General features: G+C 33.8%; 15 protein-coding genes, 1 pseudogene and 1 riboswitch. Of the genes and pseudogenes, 14 read left to right on the forward strand and 2 right to left on the reverse strand.

Going from position 1 to position 20,191, the window contains the following annotated elements; all coding sequences use genetic code 11:
* Positions 1-57: 57 nt before the first annotated feature.
* From MHI34_RS07515 to MHI34_RS07525, 3 genes are all read left to right on the forward strand, one after another.
* Positions 58-1,818: an AAA family ATPase gene (locus MHI34_RS07515; protein WP_342504302.1), complete on the forward strand. Its 1,761-nt coding sequence runs from the start codon at positions 58-60 to the stop codon at positions 1,816-1,818.
* The gene (locus MHI34_RS07520) at positions 1,808-3,376 is read left to right on the forward strand and encodes a UvrD-helicase domain-containing protein (protein WP_342504303.1); all 1,569 of its coding nucleotides are present in this window, start codon (positions 1,808-1,810) and stop codon (positions 3,374-3,376) included. The genes MHI34_RS07515 and MHI34_RS07520 overlap by 11 nt, the downstream gene beginning before the upstream one ends.
* Positions 3,377-3,729: 353 nt before the next feature.
* Positions 3,730-5,067, forward strand: coding sequence for a hypothetical protein (locus MHI34_RS07525; RefSeq protein WP_342504304.1), 1,338 nt, complete (start codon positions 3,730-3,732; stop codon positions 5,065-5,067).
* Between the two features lie 368 nt (positions 5,068-5,435).
* Here the strand turns inward: MHI34_RS07525 and MHI34_RS07530 are convergent.
* Positions 5,436-5,555 (reverse strand): annotated as a pseudogene (locus MHI34_RS07530) (transposase); the annotation flags it as partial.
* Positions 5,556-5,669: 114 nt separating this feature from the next.
* On the opposite strand from MHI34_RS07530, the gene MHI34_RS07535 reads away from it, so the two are divergent.
* The 8 genes from MHI34_RS07535 to MHI34_RS07570 all read left to right on the forward strand — a co-directional run bounded on the left by MHI34_RS07535 (position 5,670) and on the right by MHI34_RS07570 (position 11,298).
* On the forward strand, positions 5,670-6,398 hold the full coding sequence (locus MHI34_RS07535; RefSeq protein WP_342504305.1) for a DUF5986 family protein: 729 nt from the start codon (positions 5,670-5,672) through the stop codon (positions 6,396-6,398).
* A gap of 37 nt (positions 6,399-6,435) precedes the next feature.
* Positions 6,436-7,605, forward strand: a complete 1,170-nt coding sequence (locus MHI34_RS07540; protein WP_342504306.1) for an XRE family transcriptional regulator — start codon at positions 6,436-6,438, stop codon at positions 7,603-7,605.
* 48 nt (positions 7,606-7,653) lie between these two features.
* Positions 7,654-7,779 (forward strand): hypothetical protein, encoded by a 126-nt coding sequence (locus MHI34_RS07545; protein WP_342504307.1) that lies wholly within the window; start codon positions 7,654-7,656, stop codon positions 7,777-7,779.
* 286 nt (positions 7,780-8,065) lie between these two features.
* Positions 8,066-8,112: riboswitch (PreQ1 riboswitch) on the forward strand.
* A 127-nt stretch (positions 8,113-8,239) separates the two neighbouring features.
* Positions 8,240-8,740, forward strand: coding sequence for a preQ(1) synthase (gene queF / locus MHI34_RS07550; protein ID WP_004233404.1), 501 nt, complete (start codon positions 8,240-8,242; stop codon positions 8,738-8,740).
* 119 nt (positions 8,741-8,859) lie between these two features.
* The gene (gene queC / locus MHI34_RS07555; protein WP_342504308.1) at positions 8,860-9,519 is read left to right on the forward strand and encodes a 7-cyano-7-deazaguanine synthase QueC; all 660 of its coding nucleotides are present in this window, start codon (positions 8,860-8,862) and stop codon (positions 9,517-9,519) included.
* Positions 9,520-9,522: 3 nt separating this feature from the next.
* Positions 9,523-9,996, forward strand: coding sequence for a 6-carboxytetrahydropterin synthase QueD (gene queD / locus MHI34_RS07560; RefSeq protein WP_342504309.1), 474 nt, complete (start codon positions 9,523-9,525; stop codon positions 9,994-9,996).
* Positions 9,989-10,717: a 7-carboxy-7-deazaguanine synthase QueE gene (queE, locus tag MHI34_RS07565; RefSeq protein ID WP_342504310.1), complete on the forward strand. Its 729-nt coding sequence runs from the start codon at positions 9,989-9,991 to the stop codon at positions 10,715-10,717. The genes queD and queE overlap by 8 nt, the downstream gene beginning before the upstream one ends.
* Positions 10,718-10,758: 41 nt before the next feature.
* The gene (locus MHI34_RS07570; protein WP_101966857.1) at positions 10,759-11,298 is read left to right on the forward strand and encodes a VUT family protein; all 540 of its coding nucleotides are present in this window, start codon (positions 10,759-10,761) and stop codon (positions 11,296-11,298) included.
* A 156-nt stretch (positions 11,299-11,454) separates the two neighbouring features.
* On the opposite strand, the gene MHI34_RS07575 is transcribed toward MHI34_RS07570, so the two are convergent.
* Positions 11,455-12,645, reverse strand: coding sequence for an MFS transporter (locus MHI34_RS07575; protein ID WP_342504311.1), 1,191 nt, complete (start codon positions 12,643-12,645; stop codon positions 11,455-11,457).
* Positions 12,646-13,000: 355 nt separating this feature from the next.
* Between MHI34_RS07575 and MHI34_RS07580 the strand changes: the two genes are divergently transcribed.
* The 3 genes from MHI34_RS07580 to MHI34_RS07590 all read left to right on the forward strand — a co-directional run bounded on the left by MHI34_RS07580 (position 13,001) and on the right by MHI34_RS07590 (position 20,134).
* Positions 13,001-13,813, forward strand: a complete 813-nt coding sequence (locus MHI34_RS07580) for an MBL fold metallo-hydrolase (protein ID WP_342504456.1) — start codon at positions 13,001-13,003, stop codon at positions 13,811-13,813.
* A 608-nt stretch (positions 13,814-14,421) separates the two neighbouring features.
* A complete protein-coding gene (locus tag MHI34_RS07585; RefSeq protein ID WP_342504312.1) occupies positions 14,422-16,254 on the forward strand; it encodes an S-layer homology domain-containing protein in 1,833 nt (610 codons plus the stop codon).
* A gap of 76 nt (positions 16,255-16,330) precedes the next feature.
* Positions 16,331-20,134, forward strand: coding sequence for a chitobiase/beta-hexosaminidase C-terminal domain-containing protein (locus tag MHI34_RS07590; protein WP_342504313.1), 3,804 nt, complete (start codon positions 16,331-16,333; stop codon positions 20,132-20,134).
* The last annotated feature ends 57 nt before the right edge of the window (positions 20,135-20,191 follow it).

A 20,191-nucleotide genomic window follows, 5' to 3' on the forward strand; every position in this document is an offset into this window, starting at 1 on the left:
ATATAGATATAATTACATATTTATACATATTTCATCAATATAATTAGGAGTGGAATTATGAAACTTAAAAGTTTAAAAGTAGAGAATTTTAGAAACTTTGAAGATGTAGAAATAGAACTTACAAATCAAAACGTAATATTTGGCATGAATGATGTAGGTAAAACTAATCTAATGTATGCACTTAGGTTTCTATTGGATAGAGAAGTTCGGAAAAATGGTTTTAAAGAAACAGATTACTTTAAAAATGATACTAATATGGTGATTAGTATAACTTTGGGTGTTGATATATCAGATCGAGATACCAATGATGATTCAAAACATATTATTGCTAAAGTTGGTGGGGCTAGATCAGGTACAGGTAGTGAGTTAGATGTTTTTTTCTTTCAAGTAAAGGGAGTTTATGATGAAAGTGAAAATGTCGGAGTACCTAAAATTTATTGGGGAAATAAATTTGATAGGTTGGAAGAAGTTATACAAAGTGGTATTTTCAGTACTTTAGATAGCTTCTTTAAAATAGTTTATTTAGATCCAACAATAGATCTGGAAAAAACGTTCTCAAAGAATAGAAAACAGTTATTTGATCAAACAAAATTAGATGAATCTGATATTGCAATCTCAAACGAAATTAAAAATTTAGGAATACAGCTTAATGAGAAAATTAGTAGTATGGAGGTTATCCAATCTTTTCAAACGACTATTACTAAAGAGTATAAAAAGCTGAAAAAAGAGGATATTTCTATTGAAATGAAATCAGAGCTATCTATTAATGGATATTTTGGAAACCTAATACCATATATAAAGAGAGATAATGATGAAAATATTTATCCTACTTCAGGTGATGGAAGAAAAAAAATATTAGCTTATTCTATATTTAATCACCTTATTCAAGAGCAAGAAGGGAATAAGATCATTATCTATCTAATAGAAGAACCTGAGAATAGTTTACACAGATCTATGCAAATTGCACTATCAAAACAATTATTTGAATCTGAGGTTTATACTTATTTCTTTTTATCAACTCATTCATCCGAGCTATTATACGAAATGGATAATGCCTCATTAATACGTATTTACTCTAAAAATAGAACTAACTGTGAATCATATATCTATCATGTAGAGGATAGTTATAAGAATGTTAAAAAAGAATTAAATAGATCACTAGCGACCGCATTATTTGCAGATAGAGTACTCCTAGTGGAAGGACCATCTGAAAAAGTTCTATTTGAAAAAATACTTGAAGAAATTCACCCTACTTATGAATTAGATGGGGGCTACTTGTTAGATGTTAATGGAATAAACTTTGAGCCTTATGTAAAAGTATTAAATGGATTAAATATAACTCCAATAGTAAAAACAGACAATGACTTAAAAGCTAAAAAAGGACAGCCTAAAAACTTTGACTTAATTGGAATTAATAGATGTTTAAAACTTATTAATAAGAGTCCAAAAGAAAGTGTTGAGATAAACTATTTCGTTTTAAATGATGAAAAAAAAGAAATAAAAGATCTTGAGTTAAAAAAGCAATTAATATTTGATAAAAAAATACAAATTTTCAAGGGAAATGAGGTGGAGATAAATAAATTAAAAGAGAATAATATCTTCTTATCTAAAATTGATTTAGAAAATGATCTTTATGATGTTATAGGAGAAAGAATGGAGGAGATTCTTGGTGATTCGCCAATACAATATCTTCAAAGTGCTAAGTTATTAAATATGATTGAATTAGCACAGGAACTGAGTAGTAAAGATTGTAAAGCCATTTTTGAACATGAGTTATTTGAGGCATTGAGGAAGTTGGTGTTGTCTAATGTTAATTGATCAAAGACAAAGAGATGAAATCTTAAGTGATAATGATAGTATTGTGATTTCAGCAAGTGCGGGGTCTGGAAAAACAACTATAATGGTCAAAAAGATGGGAATTGAAATGGAAAAAATAAATGACCATCGAACAATAGCCGCTGTTACTTTTACCGTTAAGGCAACAGGCGAGATAAAAAAGAAGGCTGGTAAACAAATTAAAAAGCCATTTGTAGTTATGACAAATGATTCATTTATTGAGAATGAAATTATAAGACCATTTATTAGTGATGCATTTGACAATAATTTCAACAGGGATTACTCAGTCGAATATGGAGACCGTTATAAATTTGATGAATTTTCAAGAGGATTAGAGCAATTAAAAACTGCTAATACTTTAGGTAGTTTTAAGGATAATAAACAGAATTTTAATTTTAAGCTTGCTTTTATAATTCTTGAAAGATCCGTAGCTGCACAAGAATATATTAAATCGAAGTATGCGACAATCTTTATTGATGAATATCAGGATTCTGACTATGATATGCACCGTTTCTTTATAAAGTTAAAAAATGATTTAAATATTAAATTATTTATAGTGGGTGACTCAAAACAAGCTATTTATTTGTGGAGAGGAGCCATGAGTAATATTTTTGATTTATTAAAAAAAGAAAAATTCAACTTTTATGAGCTTGTGACTAACTTTCGCTGTGATAAAGAAATTGAGAATTACGCCAACCTTTTTCATAATACTCAGTATTTTTCTATTCCCGAAAAGAGTACAGAAAATGTAGTTTTTAGGGAATACAATACTTTTAATAGCTTTTATGAGAGAAGAAATTTTACAGGTTTTGTAGATGAATTTAATGCATTAATTTCAAAAAAAGTAATCAATCTTAATAAAGAAATAACAATCATTGCAAATTTCAATAATGACGCTATCAAATTAACAGAATTATTAAATGGAGCGGGCTATGATTTTGTATTTATTCCTAAAACGCCTATTGATGAAGGGCTACCCAATGGATATTTATTAAAGGAACTAGCTCTTTATGCAAAGAATTCTACGTATTCTATTTATGACTTTATTGAAAAAACCAGTATTGATGAAAGAAAGCAAACTAGGATTGATATTAATAAGATTATAAGCTGTTTAAAAAAAGAAGAGGATATATCACTTGAAAAGGTATCCCAAGTGATAATTAATTTAGGGGTTTACTTAGGAATATCATTTACGGATGAAGAGGTTGCGAAGTTTGGCGAAACTATATGTAATAGCAATTATGATATGGCTTTTAAACTGGTAGAAGAAAAATATAAAATTATGACAGTATTTGCTTCTAAAGGTTTAGAATTTGAACAAGTAATAAGCTTTGCCCGCTATTATAAAATATACCAAAATGAAAATGTACAAAATCATTATGTGTGTGTGACAAGAGCTAAAAGTAAATTTTTAATGTTTCTTGATAATGACGATTATTACAATCATGTTTTGGAGATATCAAATAAGAATGGTATCAAAGATATCGCTCAAATAGTTAAAATTGAAGAAAGCAAGGACAATCTTCATAATTATACTTAAACATCCTGTTATCTTTTAAGATAAAGTAATTTTCGTAAAAATTCGATATTACTCAAAAATTATATACCACCATTAGACTAGAACTGTTTATTGAATTCATTCTTTACAGTATGTTGAATGTAAAGAAAAAGATAGCATGTTTTGATTACCCTTTGGTAATTAATCAAAAATTAGACGAGGATTGTTTTTCTCGTCTAATTTTTTGCCTGTTAAATAACTACCGAAAACCAAGTTAGAAAAATTACTAGTATTAAGATATATGTAAATAACATGCCATATATTTAGGATGTTGTTATTTTAGAAGGATGAAAAGGTGGATTAATTACTCACCATCTCAATGTGAGGTTGATTAAATGGAAAAATGGATTAAGTTTATAAATAGAGAAAAAACTCTATTAATTGACTTGCTATTCATATTAATATGTATACTTGCGATGTTCTATATCTTTCAAACTTATACAATAAAAGAAATATGGATCAAGATAATTGATTGGAATTTTAATTGGAAATGGTCAGTTAAATGGTATGGGTTGTTTGCAATATACTGGATTGAGGTAATATTAGTAGCGTTTATTTGGGATTTATTATGGTTTCGATTGAATTATACTTTTGATTTTTTTTACACAGAACTTACACAATTCGCAGTTAAAAGAAAACGGCTATGGCTACTGGTCAAGCTTATACGTATTCAATATAGTTTTAATAAATTAACTTATTATATGCGGCTTGGATGGATTTCATATTATATCGACCGTAGAAAAGAATTAAAAGATTTTATAGTAAGTTTTACAATATTTGATTTTGTAAAAACTATGCTCTTAAGAATGTTTAAGTTTCCAACAATTATAGCAATTCTATTAACATTAGCTACGAATGATATGACCAAAGATACAGGATTATGGATTCTTAGAGAACACCAAGCTTGGATCAAAGGGAATTCATTCTTATGGGAACACTTCACGAAACTTTCCGCATTAGTTATATTAGTTCTTATTCTCTTCCTTTGGTATTTTGTCAGTAGTAAAGGAGTAATTCGCCGTTCCATTGCACAAGCAAATCGAAAAAAGTTGGAAGATGTTATTCAAATGCATCGTCAGCTCACTATTCATATTCTAGGCTTGATTAATACAGGATCAGAAAACTTAGAGTATGCTTTTAGATGCCGTGAGTCAATTTTAGACTATTGGATATATAAACGATATCCACATACTTTTGAATATTATTTCCCAGAAAGATGGGGGTTTAGAGATTCTACCCATTTCCACTTTAAGGATATTCCAGAGATAAGTGAAATTGTGACCGAATTTAGTAACCTACTCTCTGAAGAAAATCGAAATATTTCCTTATGGTTTTCAAGATACCAGTATGAATTGATAAAAGTTTTGTCGAGAGTTAGAATAATGAAAATTAAATATTATGAAGAATATTTATTCACAAGAAATGGATTCAGCGGTGTATTTGAGCCTAAAAGGTCTGAATTTGATGAACAATTAGATTTCGTAAAAGAGGAAATTAAAGAAATACAGGAACACGGTGAATTCTTTGAGCGGTATGTTTTAAATAGATATATTATTGAAGGAATGGAATTACTTTATGAACATTATAGATATATACATGCATTAAATCGATTACTACATGTTGATTCGGATAAAATCGGAAGAGTATTACGAATGTTTACTGGAAAGGAGTAAAATATCGATAATGCTAATAGAGTAATCGAAGAAAAAACTCCTCATATTCCATTTTTACAAAATTTTTTTGTTAGAGAAGATTTTAAATATGCGAAAAATCTAGAGGGAGTTACAATTTAAACTTTAATATAAATCATAACCGTTTTATTAAATATGAAAAATATATGTTATAGTATCGATGCCTGCGGTGATAGGCAATCCTCATGAGAGGTAGGAACATACAGGATAATAAAAACATACCCACTTAGCTCATTGTTAAGTGGGTATGTTGCTTTTTGCATTTTTTTAACACACATATACTTCTAGTTATTTTCGAGGAATTCTCCATGCTCTACCAACTCTAAAAGCTTTAATTTCCCCGCTAACTAACGATACGCCATATTCGTTTCAATTTCTTTGATGGTTTGACGCATGGACCGAATACCAAAAACGTACTGAATAAACGTCATTTTAAAGAGAACAACAGGATCAATACTAGGGCGTCCATTAGGACGTATGTTCTGTATACTTATTTTCATAGAAATGTAATTATGGTTGACTTTTTTAAATGAATATGCGATATTGTGTATATAATTAATCGTGATTTAGAACGGAGGATAAATATGGCTTCTATTAAGAGTAATCAAAATTTATTAAAAAAAATGACACTAGCATTTTCAAATAGTTGTGATGAAGAATTATCGGATATTAAAGCTGTTACTGGTGGAAAAACAGATAATGGAAGGAATCAAAATATTTGGGACATTAAATATTCTCGCTTACATACAGTAGCATTAGAAACAGGCAATACACCGCTACATATTAAAAGAAATGCTTTGTGGGAATGTACTACTATTTTAGAAAATGAAACAAAAGAGTTATTTGTATTTTTTAGAGATAATAATTATAAAAAAATCTTAAGAGATTTAGGAAGAAAGCCATATCATTATTTAGATTGCTTACTTGTAAAAAATAAATCTGTAGATGATCAAGCACCTTTTTATCAACCTAATCTTTTTGATGATACTTCTTATGATGATGAGAGAGAAGAGCAATCAAGGGAAATATTAGGGGATATGTATGAGCAAGTTAAAAATATTGTTGTTTTTACATTAGAAGAAGCAAGAGGTATTGCCACTGCTGTTAAAGCCATACTATTAACAAGCAATGGTGAGTTTATTGACGAAATAAATCTATCTAAATATATATCAACTAATTACTCTACTAGTGCTGCGATTAATGATAAAGCACCAGAGAAAGCTATTGTAAAATTAAAAGACAAAGTTAAAGATAAAAGCGAAAAAATTAATAAAATTAAGCTATCTAAAAATGCAAAAGAGGAATCAGAATAACGCTGATTCTTCTTAAGCTAACTTGGAGGAATTAGTAATGCTAGAAGTGAAATTTAACGGATCTCGACTAAGGGAGGCAAGACGTTTTAGAACAAAATCTATTACTGATTTGGCTGATGGAATTGGTGTCACTAAACAAATGGTTTCAAAGTATGAGAATAACAAGGCTGTACCAAGTCTCGAAGTTCTTTTCCAAATAATAAATAATCTTAGGTTTCCAAGAGAGTTTTTCTTCGGTGAAGATAAATTTCATATGGAAACAGAAGGTACCTTTTTTAGATCTCGTTTAACATCGACTCAAAAAGAAAAGAAACCTAGTGAATTCACGAAAAATATGACGGTCCTAATAAGAGATTTCTTGGAGAATTATATAGATTTTCCAGAATTACCTACGAAACCAAAGGTTGATAATTTTGAATCAATTGAAGCACTTGCCTATCAGATACGAAATGATTTCGGATTATCTGATAAACCTATAAGCAACATCTTAAGAATATTAGAAGAGCAAGGTTTTGTAGTTTCATTAATTTCAAATAATATGGATAAAGTTGATGCCTTTAGTAGTCAAACGAAAATTAATGGGAATGTATACTACACTGTAGTACTAGAAGGAGAAGACTATTCCTATTATAGACAACAATTCAGCATAGCTCATGAATTAGGTCACTGGGTTTTACACTCTGAAGTATTAGACCCCCAAAGCTTAGAAAAAGAGGAATATAAGGAAATGGAAGAAGAAGCTAATGAATTTGCTGCTTGTTTTATGTTACCCAGAAGCGCTTTTTCAAAAGATGTAGGCTTAGATCCTTTAAATCTAGATTATTACGTTAATCTAAAGAAAAAATGGCAAGTCTCTATTGGTGCTATGGTAATGAGAGCTTTTAATCTAGGTATAATTTCTAGTGAAGATTATCAGAAATTGCAAAGACAAATAAGTTATAGAAAATGGAGAACTAACGAACCTCTAGATAATATAAAATCAATTTCGAAACCAATTGCTTTAAAGCAAGCTATTGAATTATTGGTAGAAAATGGTGTTTTTAAGGGATATGAAATACCAAAAGAAATTTTAAAAAATTACAATGTATTACTTCCTACAGACTTTATTGAAGAAATCACCAATGTTGATAATGGTTACCTTGAATATCAAGAACCACAAATCGTTACATTAGTTAGGAAAATAGAAAACAAAAATGAATCATTTTAAAAAAATATAGAGATACAAATTTAGATTTAACAATGGAGGTGAGATTGTATGACAAAACATTCGGGCGGAAAAGTGGGGAAAGCAGGGAAAACTCTTAGTAGTAAAAGTTCTAGTAATTCAGCTAAATCCAAAGCGGGGAAAATACTGAAGAAACATCAAGATAAAAAACATTAATTGTTTTCAAAATGGTATTAATAAAAGTTTAAATTAAAGAAGATGAACTATTTATTTGGAGATAAGTGAATTTGGGTTTGCTGTTTGAACAGTTACGGAGAACCGTACCATAAGTAAGTGCGACGGTTCTAAAGAAAATATAAAAATCCGATTCTAAATCCTTTGAATCAATTCTTTAGTAATGCTTTCAAACCACACTCCATACAGAAAGATTTTTTAAAAAAATCCATTTGACGTGCTGTATTATTTTTTGTACGATATTGAAGAAAAGAATGCCCGGACTAGAACGGGAGAGGTTCATAGCTGATACCCTCTATAAAAAACTATGGAAACATGACAATAATGCCATGTCCATATTGGACGTGGCTTTTTTTTATGTGTTTACGTATGTTTTAAATAGAATGCTTGGTGATGCCTCTCTTGAAAAGTGTTGGGAAACATTTTACAAGGAGGTTTTTTTATGTCTGGCCGAAGTCATGAAGAAGGATTAAAGGATTTAACGCTATTAGGTAATCAAGGTACAAAGTATTCCTATGATTATGCACCTGAGGTATTGGAGGCTGTAGATAATCTGCATGCCAATCGAGATTATTTCGTTAAATTTAATTGTCCAGAGTTTACTAGTTTATGCCCGCTTACAAATCAGCCTGATTTTGCTACGATGTACATTTCGTATATCCCAGATAAAAAAATTGTTGAAAGTAAATCACTAAAGTTGTATTTATTCAGTTTTAGAAATCACGGTGATTTCCATGAAGATTGCGTTAATATCATTATGAATGACTTAATTGCATTGCTTGATCCACGATATATTGAGGTTTGGGGGAAGTTTACGCCACGTGGGGGTATCTCGATCGATCCATGGTGTAACTATGGGAAGCCAGGAACGAAATACGAAGAAATCGCCAATTATCGTTTAATGAACCACGATCTTAATCCAGAAAAAATTGATAATCGATAAATGGAGATTTAAATAGTTCCATCAAGAAAGAGGTTTTTAGCTACCCTCTTAAAAAAACTAAGAAGAAAGCAGCACTTTTTCTTAGAGTGCTGTTTTTTCGATATAAGGGAGTTTTATAGATGAAGCAGGAAAAAGCAATTGTTGTATTTAGTGGAGGTCAGGACAGTACAACTTGTTTGTTTTGGGCAAAGGAACGTTTTAAAGAGGTTGAGGCAGTCACTTTTGATTATGGTCAAAGGCATCGCCTTGAAATTGAATGTGCAAAGGAGATAGTGGGTGAACTTGGTATCAAGCATCATCTTCTTGATATGTCACTCCTGAACCAGCTTGCTCCAAATGCTTTGACACGACAAGATATTACAGTAGAAGACGGAAATAATGGTGAGCTTCCATCGACTTTTGTCCCTGGTCGAAATCTTCTCTTTCTTTCGTTTGCAGGTGTTTTAGCGAGTCAAGTAGGAGCGAAGCATATCGTGACTGGCGTTTGTGAAACAGATTTTAGCGGATATCCGGATTGCCGAGATGTTTTTATTAAATCCTTGAATGTAACGTTAAATTTATCGATGGATGATTCTTTTGTTATTGATACACCGTTGATGTGGCTGAATAAGGCACAGACATGGGAGCTTGCTGATCGTTTTGGGGCATTGGAATTTGTTCGAGAAAGAACGTTGACTTGCTATAACGGTGTTATAGCGGATGGTTGCGGTGAATGCCCGGCCTGTAAACTGCGAAAAAAAGGGCTAGATGAGTATTTGCGTTATAGGAAGGAGTCTTAAGGCATGTCAGATTTTAAAATCGTCGATAAGCTCCAAAAAATAGATGAAGATATTCAAAAAGATCAATTGAACTATCATGCAAAGCGTGTTCTTGTAAGTAAAGAATTTACCTTTGATGCTGCTCATCATTTACATCATTATGAGGGGAAATGTAAAAACCTACATGGTCATACCTATCGTGTAGTATTGGGATTGAGTGGCTACACAGATGAACGCGGTTTGATGATTGATTTTGGCGATATAAAAAAAATATGGAAACAAAAAATAGAGATTCATTTGGATCATCGTTATTTAAATGAAACGCTTCCACCCATGAATACGACAGCAGAAAACATTGTTGTTTGGATTTATGAAAAGTTGGCAGAGGCCTTGCTTGATGAACCAAGGTATAGCGGTGCATGTGTAGAGTTTATTAGGTTATATGAAACTCCGACAAGCTATGCAGAAGCGAGACGGGAGTGGATGGAAGGTGAGTAAGGTACCTGTTATCGAGATTTTTGGACCGACGATTCAAGGTGAAGGAATGGTCGTTGGCCAGAAGACAATGTTTGTGAGAACTGCAGGTTGTGATTATTCCTGTTCTTGGTGTGATTCATCGTTTACTTGGGATGGCAGTGGAAAGCATCTGATTGTCCAAATGACAGCGGAAGAGATTTGGACTGAGTTGAAATGTCTTGGAGGCAATGGCTTCTCATTTGTCACGATTTCAGGCGGCAATCCTGCACTCAATCCACATTTAGCTGAGCTCATTGCCATTTTAAAAGAAAACAACATAAGAATTGGAGTGGAAACACAGGGAAGCAGGTGGCAAAAATGGATGCATGAGATTGATGAATTGACCATTTCTCCAAAGCCACCTAGTTCTGGAATGACCACGGACTATTCGGTGCTCTCATATATCTTCGAAAAACTTAAAAATCAAAACAGCAATCACCATATATCTCTCAAAATAGTCGTTTTTAATCAAGAGGATTACGATTATGCTAAACAAATTCACCATCGATATCCAATGATTCCTTTTTATCTTCAAGTCGGTAATGATGATCTTATGACAACTGATAATTCACAATTAATTATGCATTTATTGGATAAATATCATGCACTGATTGATAGAGTGATGAAGGATGAAGAATTAAGAGATGTTAAAGTACTGCCACAGTTACATGCCCTTGTTTGGGGAAATAAAAGAGGCGTATAGTATGCCATTACAAAAATGTTTTTAAATTGAGGAGTAGTAGTATGAGAATATTGTTTTATTTATTATCTATTGTCATCGCTAATGTAGTAACGGCAGCATTTGCGCCATTGCACTTCGGTATGTTTATTGTTCCAATGGGGACGTTTTTAATTGGGGCAACCTTTATTTTTCGGGACCTTGTACAAAATAAATATGGTAGAGCAAAGACGTATTTATTTATTATTACAGCTTTAATTTTATCAGCAGTAGTGTCATTCCTACTGGGGGATACACTTTTGATTGTGGTAGCGTCAGCACTATCATTTGTTGTCGCTGAAACAGCTGATACAGAAATCTATACTCGATTAAAATTACCAATGGCTTGGCGCGTGTTCTACAGTGGTCTTGTTGGAGGATTTTTGGATTCTGCAATTTTCGTAGTAATCGGCTTGAGTCCACTTGGAGCTAATATATTACCTTGGGAAGCCGTACCAGCCGCCATTTTCGGACAAATTGTTGTGAAGACAATTATTCAAATGTTTGGCGCAATGATTTTAAATCAAGTTGGTACAATGAAAGAAAAACATCTAACTACAGGATAACTCGTTGAAAACATTGATTAGGCATATTCCACAAGAGATGCCGTTCATTTTGACGAGACAGAGCGATAAGTAAAACAGGCAGATTCGCTTTATAATGCGAATCTGCCTAGTTTAATTTTAAAGGTCTTATTGCATTTTCAATTGTTTCTATCATTTTTATGCTGATTTCTCTAGTTTTTGATCTAAATGGTGACTAAGAAAAGTTAGCAAACTTGCACAGACGGCAACAATCCCACCGACCCATGTAACATTCATTAAATTTCCCTGATGATAAACAATTCCACCTAATGCAGAACCAAAAGCGATACCTACGTTACTTGCTACAGGCATAAGTGAAGCAGCCAATCCTTTCGCACTGGGTTGGTAAATTTCAGCGAGGTCTATTAAATAAAGCTGAGTAGATGTTGTTAAGAGGATAGCCATTAATGACATTAAGCCAATATTGACCAGCCCTAAAATAAAATGATTTGTAGTCCAAAATAAACTTGTCAGAACAATAGCCTGCACAAGAAAAACAAAGCGAAGGCGACCGATAGCATTATGACTGGCAATTTTACTGGCGAGGATATTGCTGAAAATCGAAATAAACCCATAACCAAATAAGATTAGACTAATAGAATTATTTAGTGCTCCCATTCCCTTCAAAATAGGAACAAGGTACGTAAAGACAGCGTAAGTTGCCCCAAATCCTAGAGCAGGAATGAAAAAGGCCATTAAAATACGCGGCTTGATCATTAAAGAAAACTGATCCCGTATCGAACTACGTACTTGGCTGAGTTGATTAGGTAAGACAAAAAAGGATGCCAAAAACGCCAAACCACCTAGAAAGGTTGTTAACATGAAAGTGGCATTCCAACCATACCAGTCTGCGATTACAATACCAATTGGTACTCCAACGACATTTGCTAGTGTGAAACCACCAAAAACAAATGATATAGCAAGTCCGCGTTTGTTTATCGGCATGGTTTCGCTTGCAACAATCATGGATAGAGAGATTAATACTCCTGTTACAATCGCTGTCATAATACGAAGTACAAGCAGCATGATGTAGCTCGTTGAAATGACGCAAAAAGCATTGAGGACGATGAAAGAAAGGATCAAAAACAACATCCATTTACGCTTTGGAAAATGACTTGTTGCTGACATCACTAGTGGTGTGGCAATAGCAAATGTAATGGCAAATGCAGAAACGAGTGTGCCTGCTTTTGCATTAGTCATTTGAAGGCTTGAGGAAATATCAGTTAAGATTCCGACTATAACAAATTCGCTTGTCCCTAATACAAATGTCAATAACGTAAGTGTTAAAATGAGTAACCAATGTCGCTTGGATAATTGTGAGTTGTGCATAGATACCTCTTTCTAAGATGAATATAAATGTGTAGTAGATAAACAACCTAAACATCATATCATAAAATATTTTAGCGAGAAAAAATCTTTCTAGATTAAATCGGAATGAATGGATTCCCAAAATCGACAAAACTACTGAGAAATCACATTCTGTTGCTAATCCTAAAAGGATATCAATAAAGATACTTTTGTATTAAATATGTACTTAAAGAATAATTCCTAGTACCTTCCACTTTTCCTTAAAGAAGGAATTTACCGAATTTGCTCGAACTCTATAAATAAGAAATTCCTGTTCAAAATCTAAAATACTCACTTAAAGATGCTCCCTTTTAAAAGGGGAAAAGGAAGGTTCATGATGATTCAATTCCAAAAAGATAATATTACTGTTTTTCAAAGTGCATTGTATATGACTACTTCGGCTATCATTCAAACGAATGAAGCGATAATTATGACAGATCCTAATTGGTTACCTAGCGAAATTGAGGAAATTCAGGCTTACCTAAACAACATGAAGGGTGATAAGCAACTATATATTATTTACACTCATAGCGATTTTGACCATATTATTGGTTCAGGGGCCTTTCCAGGAGCAAAGGTAATTGCATCTAAACAATTTGATAAAAACCCGAACAAAGCAAAAGGCATTCAAAAAATCAAACAATTTGATCAAAGTTATTATATACAGAGGAGCTATTCCCCTGTATATCCAACAGTAGATATTGTCGTTTCAGAGGATGGGCAAACATTAGAGTTAGATTCGATAACTATGACATTTTATCAAGCACCTGGTCATACGGATGATGGTTTATTTACAGTGATAGAGCCGTATGGGCTATTTCTTTCGGGAGATTACTTGTCAGATATTGAATTTCCTTTCATTTTTAGCAGTTATAAAGACTATGTCAATACTATTCGTAAAGCTGAAGATATTTTACTGCATCATCAAATAACAACCCATATACCAGGACACGGAACGACAACACAGAACCAACAAGAAATCCAAAAAAGGATTCATTTTTCTAAACATTACTTAGCACAGCTTCCGCAGGATAACGAAGCGTTAGAGAAATGTTTAAGGGAAGAGTATTCGTTTTTTGAAGGAATGAAAAGCATTCATACTGACAATAAAAAGATGGTCAATAAAGAATGTTCAGAAGAGAATCTGTAGTCAATAATCTTTTGAGATGTATTACAAGTAAAACAAAAAGGAGATTGGTTTAGTACCCATAGAAAAAACACCTCCACGTTGAATGTTTTGTATTTAATACCCGTTTTTCAACGAAAGGTGTTTTTATTTGTCTCCTTTTTTTAGGTCAGTGCGAGATGGATACTCACTGGCTTTTTTCCTATTAAGGATATGACATTGAGGTTAACTTTAAGGTAAGAGTATTATCTACGTTCAGGCAAATGTGCCAACTCCTCGGTTATTTCAGCCCTCCCGTACAAAAGTTGTAGAGGTTTTACTTTTGTGTCGGGCCTTTCAATGTCTAATAGAGGTGAGGGCACAATTGCGCTTTAGTTTATGTGAAAATGTAATTACAGAAAATTAGGTTTTATTATAAAACTACTATTCTAAATAATATTGTAAAAGTTTAATATAAACATTTTACAAAAAATTTAGAATATTAATATTAAATAACAATATATTTATTATTTTTCTGTTAAAATTACTATGTTAAACAATATTTTGGAAATGTTTAATAATTACAATTAATTGTATTGATTGGATTCAAAATCATCCTTATTAAATAGGAATGGGGAGGTATTACTCTAAGTATGCGTAAATGGGGAAAATCGAAGTATTTAAAAGCAATAACAGCAATGGCATTAACGGCTTCAGCGGTAGTAGTAGCACCGATTGCATCTGAAGCTAGTAGTTTCAAGGATGTACAACGAACGCATCCATTTTATGACGAGATTAAAAATTTAAATGATCGTGGCATTATTAATGGGTTCCAAGATGGGACATTTAAATCTGAGCAAAACGTAACACGTGGACAAGCTGCTAAAATTATTGCGGGTGTATTAGGACTGGATACATCGAATGTTAGCAATCCAAACTTTAAAGATATTCCTACTAATCATGTATATTTTGGTGCAATTGCTGCATTAAAGGAAAAGGGGATTATTAATGGTTATGAGGATGGAACATTCCGTCAGGATGAATTTATTCAACGTAACCATGTAGCAAAAATTTTAGCGAACGCTTTTAATTTAAAAGCTTCAAATACGAATTCATTACCGTTCACTGATGTGCGTGCAGATTATAAAGAAGCGATTGCTGCTTTATATGAAAACAACGTAACGGCTGGTAAGACAGCTACATTATTTGATGGTTCTTCCAATGTAACACGAGGACAACTGGCTGCATTTATTACTCGTTCAGAAGCTGTTAGTAATCCGACTACTCAACCTTCTCAAAGTGTAACGTTTAAAGTTGAAAAATATACAGCGAATGAAATTGCTATTAATGGTAAAACTTATTTATTTGGTGATTCAGTAAAGTCAATTTTTACAACTAAAAATAAAACCGCACTAACAGGAGCAAAAATTACAGCAACTATTGAAAATGGGATTATAACAAAAGTAAATAACGTTGTTTTAAATAAGGCAGGTTCAGCAGAGATGGGCGTTGTATTCAATACAAATGCAACGCTCGATTCGATAACAATTAACGCAGATGGTGTGACTGTTAAAAATGTATCAGTTACAGGAAATGTAATCATTACCTCAAATGTTAAGAGGAAAATGGAATTTGATGGTACTACAATTACTGGCGATTTAATTATAGCTGATGCAATAGATGGTCAAAGTACACTTGTATTGAAAATCAAAAATTCGCACACAGAAAAAGTACAAGTCAAGCGTCATAATATGTCGATTGTGACGGACACGGTGATTCCAGAAATTATCATAGCAGCTCCCATTGCTGCTATAAATATTGATGGATCAGCAACGAAGGTAACAATTGAATCTACGGCAAAACTGAATATGACTGGGAATGTAAAGTTTGAACGATTGTTGCTTCCTACGGCAGTGGAGTTAGAATTGAATGCTATTGGTTTAGTGAAATATTTAACGGTTCTAAACGCTGATGCTCGAATTACAATCGGTTCAGGTTTACTAATAAATGACTTGTCGATTCCAGCAGGTTCAACGGTAACAAAAATTATAACAAACTATGCCTCGGTTGCTTCCCAAATTAAAGCCATTATTGGAGGTTCTTCGCCAAGTACAGGGGTTCCAAATACAGGTGGAGGAAATGTGGCACCCGATCCGGTTATTCCACCAGAAAAAGTGAGTGAATTTAATGTAAAGAATGCGGAGGAATTAAAACAAGCATTAAATAAAGCTAAAGCAGGAGACTTGATTAGGTTAACAGCTCCAATGACTGCAGATGTAACGCTAACAGATTTAGTAATGATTGATTTGAATGGTCAAACCTTGAATGGGAATGTAACGCTAACAGCACCTACAGCTTCAGGGAGGTACTCTTTAATGCCATCTGGTAGTACTGGTACTATTGCAGGGGATTTAATCATTGCTGCACCAAATGTGAATATCAGTTTAGATGGGTTAACCGTTGAAGGGAACACAATAATTGAATAATAACTTCTAGTAAATTCCTTTGTAAGATAGGGAAAAAGTTGATTGTATAGATAAAAAATCATAAGGAGCTAAACGAATGAAGAAATATGAATGTAATGTCGTTTCCAAGATAGCTTTATCATTTTTACTTGTAATTTCTATGATTTTGCCTTACTTAACAATTGCAAAGGCGGAAACGACAGAAGCTATTGGAGTGGGGGAATCGGTCAGTCAATTGGATCCAACTTCTGAATTAACAATTGCTGAAGCTCGTGCAGCGGTTGGAACGGACCGCACAGTCCAAATTCAAGGGACGGTTACGACAACACCTGGTAGCTGGGGAGGTAAGGCCTTCTATGTACAGGATGATTCAGCAGGAGTATATGTTTTCTCCAGTTCTCCCGAAGCAGGGAGCTTAGCTGTTGGAGATATTGTCAAAATCACAGGGAAAACGAGTTTATATAGCGGAGAGGTTCAATTTAATTCACCGATAATTGAACGAATTTCAACTGGGACAGCACCAGCGCCACAAACAGTGAATCTACCGATTGATGACAGTATGCAAGGTGAATTAATTACACTTGAAAATATGAAGATTAAAGATTTAAAGCCATCTGGTACGTCTGGTACATTTGAATTTAAAGCAGTCGATGCAGCATATAACGAGCTGTTAATTCGCCATGATAACCGTACAGGCTATCAGTTCTCTCAATTTGAAGCAGATGGGTTCAATAACAATGATGTGATTACCGTGACAGGGATTGCTTCAATTTTTAACGGAACTTATCAATTAAAAACGTTAAGCTCGAAAAGCTTCCAATTAGTATTAAATTATGAGCCAACACAAGTAGCGAATATTAAAGCTGTTCCAGCAACAGGCGAAGTCTATGTAGGAACAAAAGTAACATTGTCTACAGATACGCCAAATGCAACAATCTATTACACGATAGATGGTTCTGAACCGTCAACAGCTAGTGCGGTTTATGATGCGGCAGCTGGCATTGTTGTCAATGAAGCAATGACGATCAAAGCATTTGCTACAGCAACTGGCTTAAACGATAGCGAAATTACATCCTTAAATTTTACAGTTAAAGATGCGCCATCCACTATTTCAATTACGGAAGCTCGTCATAAAGAAATCGGACAAAATGTCATCGTATCAGGTATTGTAACAGCAAAATTAGAAACTGCTACAGCGCACATTCAAGATGAAGATGGTGCGGCGATAGCCATTTATCCTGTAGATAGTCTTACTGCTAATATCGGTGATCGGGTGACGGTGCAAGGTCAAGTAGCTGAATATAGCGGACTAAAGCAATTAATGAATATTTCGCTTGTTGGCATGCCTATTCCTTCGACAATACCAGAGCCACACATTATTAAAAGTATTGAGGTTGCAGAAGATAATGAGTCGAAATTAGTAACGATTAAAAATGTTGCCATTACTGGTTCAGGTCAAAACTTTACCGGAACAGATGATGTAGGTACATTTGCTATTTACGATAAAACACGTGACTCAGGTTTAGTGAGTGGAAAAACGTATGGGGAAATTACAGGAATTATTGGTCAATATACAAACCACCAACTGCTTCCGATACGCATTATTGAAGATGTAACAAAGGTTCAGGATATCAAAGCATCTCACGTTGGGGGCGTAACAGCGGGCACGAAAGTCTCACTTTCTACAATGACAGAAGGTGCAACCATTTATTACACGGTGGATGGCTCAACACCAACTACAGCCAGTACAAAGTATACAGGAGAAATTCTTGTTAATAAACCAATGTCGATTAAAGCGATTGCGGTAAAAGAAGGTTTAACGAACAGTGCGATTGCTACATTTGTTTATGAAATTATTGATACTAAAAATGCAAAAATTAGCGATATTCAAGGGGCAAGCCATAAATCACCATATGTCGATTTAACGGTAAATGATGTAGAGGGAATTGCTACATTTGTTATCAATTCAACTAGCTTTATTATGCAAGAAAATGGGCCGACGTTCGATGGCGTAAAATCAACAGCAATCAAGGTAAATAAGTCGGCACATAATGTAAAAGTAGGGGATGTTATTAAAGTAGCAGGAAATGTAATAGAAGCAGGTGGAAACTCTCGATTGACAGATACGCAAATTTCAGCAACAACTATTACAAAAACGGGTACGGCAGTAATTCCAGAAGCTCTTGTGATAGGGGAGGACCTTTTCCCACCTAATAAAATTATCGATAATGATGGCTTTGCCGTTTTTGACCCACAAGAAGATGGCATCGACTTTTGGGAATCCATCGAGTATATGCGGGTATCATTCCCGGATGCGAGAGTAATTGGACCGATTTATAATAATGATTCACCAATTGTTGTACCGAGCACAACAAATAATACATTTAATGTGAATGGTGGTTTAAATATTGCTGTCGACGATTATAACCCTGAAAAAATTATGCTTGAAGGGGTAGCAGGGAAAAATTATGATTCAGGTGATCGTTTTAATGAAGCGCTTATCGGATTTGTAGAAAATTTTACAGATGGCTATCGACTGAACACGAATAAGGTCTTCCCGGAAGTGACAAAGGCAAATCTTCAACAAGAAGTGACGTATCTTGAACCAGTAGCGGACAAGTTAAATGTCGCTTCTTATAATATCGAAAACTTTTCGAATAATGTTGCCAATACATCAAATGAAAAAGTAGACAGAATTGCAGCGACATTTGTGAAAAACATGAAGTCACCAGATATCATTACATTAGTCGAAGTACAAGATAATGATGGGCAAATTGATTCAGGAAATGCTGATGCATCGGAAAGCTATATGCGATTAATTCATGCAATTAAAGCTGCGGGTGGTCCTGCCTATGATTGGATTGATGTCATGCCAATTAACAATACAGTAGGTGGTGCACCTGGTGGTAATATTCGTGTAGGTTACTTATATAACCCGACGCGTGTTTCATTAGTGACAGGTATAAAGGGAGTAGGTGACCAAGCGAATACGTGGACAGCAGATGGAGGTCTTGCCTTAAATCCTGGCTTTGTTGATCCATCAAAATTTGTAGATACACGTAAACCAATTGCAGCAGAATTTGAATTCCAGGAAGAGCGTGTAGTCATTATTGGAGCTCACTTAAATTCTAAAGGTGGGGATGGTTCACTTTGGGGGCCAACACAGCCGCCAGTGTTAGAATCAGTAACGAAACGTCTTCAGCTTGCTCAAGCCATCAATGACTTTATCGATAAAGGTCTTGCAACGAATCCGAATTTAAATATCATTGTAGCAGGGGACATGAATGACTTTGAATTCACACCAGCACTTGGAACGTTAAAAGGTGATGTTTTAACGAATATGGTAGATAAAGCCCCAGAAAAAGACCGTTTTACGTACTTCTTCCAAGGGAATAATCAAGTGTTGGATCATATTTTAGTTTCGAATAATCTTGCTGATGTTACCGAAATTGACTTGATTCATATTAATGCGAACTTTACAGAGGCACAAGGCCGAGCATCGGATCATGACCCAGTATTAGTTCAAATTGATTTGAAGGCAGGGAAAGAAGAAATACCAACACCAATATTACCTGAAAATGTATATAGCTTTAATAACTACAAAACAGGTAAATTAATAGTGAATCGCCCAAGTGTTTCGTTAACGTTAGGGGACAATACAAATATTAAAAATGGGATTGCGGTATTTAGTCAATATGCTGAATTCCATGGTGAAGGATTTGCGGACAAAACGGTAACGATTAGTCCCAAAAAAGGAAATGCGATTATTGACTTTAAAGGAACGAAAATGGGTGAAATTATTATTGAAGGGGAAAATGTAAAAGAAATTCGAAATTTACCTGTTGGAGCGAACATAACATATACTAAAGGAGCTTCGGAAGAGAAAATTAAGTTTAAATAAAAACTAAGGATGCTAAACACAAATTTTATTGGCATCATCATCTTCTGAAGCAAGTAA

The sequence above is a fragment of the Lysinibacillus sp. FSL L8-0126 genome, from assembly GCF_038630385.1.
GTDB classification, from domain to species: Bacteria; Bacillota; Bacilli; order Bacillales_A; family Planococcaceae; genus Lysinibacillus; species Lysinibacillus fusiformis_D.

Excerpts from the sequence above, each read along its gene's own strand:
- MHI34_RS07590 (WP_342504313.1), top strand. The coding sequence starts at position 16,331 with ATGAAGAAATATGAATGTAATGTCGTTTCCAAGATAGCTTTATCATTT.
- MHI34_RS07525 (WP_342504304.1), top strand. The coding sequence starts at position 3,730 with ATGGAAAAATGGATTAAGTTTATAAATAGAGAAAAAACTCTATTAATT.
- MHI34_RS07575 (WP_342504311.1), bottom strand. The coding sequence starts at position 12,645 with ATGCACAACTCACAATTATCCAAGCGACATTGGTTACTCATTTTAACA.
- MHI34_RS07520 (WP_342504303.1), top strand. The coding sequence starts at position 1,808 with ATGTTAATTGATCAAAGACAAAGAGATGAAATCTTAAGTGATAATGAT.
- queC (WP_342504308.1), top strand. The coding sequence starts at position 8,860 with ATGAAGCAGGAAAAAGCAATTGTTGTATTTAGTGGAGGTCAGGACAGT.
- queF (WP_004233404.1), top strand. The coding sequence starts at position 8,240 with ATGTCTGGCCGAAGTCATGAAGAAGGATTAAAGGATTTAACGCTATTA.
- MHI34_RS07515 (WP_342504302.1), top strand. The coding sequence starts at position 58 with ATGAAACTTAAAAGTTTAAAAGTAGAGAATTTTAGAAACTTTGAAGAT.
- MHI34_RS07535 (WP_342504305.1), top strand. The coding sequence starts at position 5,670 with ATGGCTTCTATTAAGAGTAATCAAAATTTATTAAAAAAAATGACACTA.
- MHI34_RS07540 (WP_342504306.1), top strand. The coding sequence starts at position 6,436 with ATGCTAGAAGTGAAATTTAACGGATCTCGACTAAGGGAGGCAAGACGT.
- queD (WP_342504309.1), top strand. The coding sequence starts at position 9,523 with ATGTCAGATTTTAAAATCGTCGATAAGCTCCAAAAAATAGATGAAGAT.
- MHI34_RS07570 (WP_101966857.1), top strand. The coding sequence starts at position 10,759 with ATGAGAATATTGTTTTATTTATTATCTATTGTCATCGCTAATGTAGTA.
- MHI34_RS07585 (WP_342504312.1), top strand. The coding sequence starts at position 14,422 with ATGCGTAAATGGGGAAAATCGAAGTATTTAAAAGCAATAACAGCAATG.
- MHI34_RS07580 (WP_342504456.1), top strand. The coding sequence starts at position 13,001 with ATGATTCAATTCCAAAAAGATAATATTACTGTTTTTCAAAGTGCATTG.
- MHI34_RS07545 (WP_342504307.1), top strand. The coding sequence starts at position 7,654 with ATGACAAAACATTCGGGCGGAAAAGTGGGGAAAGCAGGGAAAACTCTT.